The sequence below is a fragment of the Stutzerimonas stutzeri genome, from assembly GCF_024448895.1.
Classification (GTDB): domain Bacteria; phylum Pseudomonadota; class Gammaproteobacteria; order Pseudomonadales; family Pseudomonadaceae; genus Stutzerimonas; species Stutzerimonas stutzeri_Q.
Genome location: NZ_JAMOIC010000074.1, coordinates 1 through 759, shown reverse-complemented (window position 1 = coordinate 759; position 759 = coordinate 1). Strand labels below are relative to the sequence as shown.

The following is a 759-nucleotide window of genomic DNA, read 5'->3' as shown; positions in this document are numbered from 1 at the left end:
GTGATCGCACCGGCTGCACCAACCCGCTGCCAGGGTAAACCGAGCACCAAAGCCTGAAGCTGCTCGGTGTCGAGTTCAACTTCCAAGCCGCGGTGGATGCCTGGCCAGTGAAACTTGCCTTGGTTCAATCGCCGCGCGGCCAGCCAGATCCCTACACCGTCATGCACCAACACTTTCATGCGGTTGGCGCGGCGGTTGGCGAACAGATAAGCACAGTGCGGCTTCGCCGCACCGAATACCGCCACTACACGGGCCAATGCGGTTTCGGTGCCGGCGCGCATGTCCATCGGCTCAGTGGCCAGCCAGATGCGATCGATGCGAATCATGCGAGCAGCCCGCGCAGCAAGCGTGTACAGCCTTCGCCGTCCTGCACCGGCCAGTGCACCGACAGACTGCCGGCGTGGTAGGGGATTTCGATTCGTATCGTCAGCTCTTCAGAGCTGGCCTGCTCTGAAGGCAGGATGCCGAGCGGCACCGGGATAAAGCGTGCAGATACGACCGGTAGCGGCTCGCGCTGCTTACGAATCCATTTATGCACCAGGTTGGCATTGAGCCCGTGGCTGAGCGCCACGCCGGCGACGGAAGTACCGGATTGGGCGCACTCTTCGATGACCTGGGCCTTGAAAGCCTTGGGGAATGTACGGCGCTGTCGAGACACGAAACCCTCCAGAAAGTGGCTTGAAATGGTGTCCACCAAAAATAGGTGCACACCATGCCGCTATCTGGAAGAAGCGGGGAGATGGGTTCGGCGGACGGTTA

At 61.0% G+C, this 759-nt stretch carries 2 protein-coding genes; both read right to left on the bottom strand.

The window, feature by feature from the left end; genetic code table 11:
• The coding region (gene tnpB, locus NA619_RS25000; protein WP_255964446.1) for an IS66 family insertion sequence element accessory protein TnpB at positions 1 to 326 on the bottom strand (326 nt) is incomplete at its 3' end.
• On the bottom strand, positions 323 to 658 hold the full coding sequence (gene tnpA / locus NA619_RS24995; RefSeq protein WP_255964445.1) for an IS66-like element accessory protein TnpA: 336 nt from the start codon (positions 656 to 658) through the stop codon (positions 323 to 325). The genes tnpA and tnpB, both read right to left, overlap by 4 nt.
• Between the last annotated feature and the right edge of the window lie 101 nt (positions 659 to 759).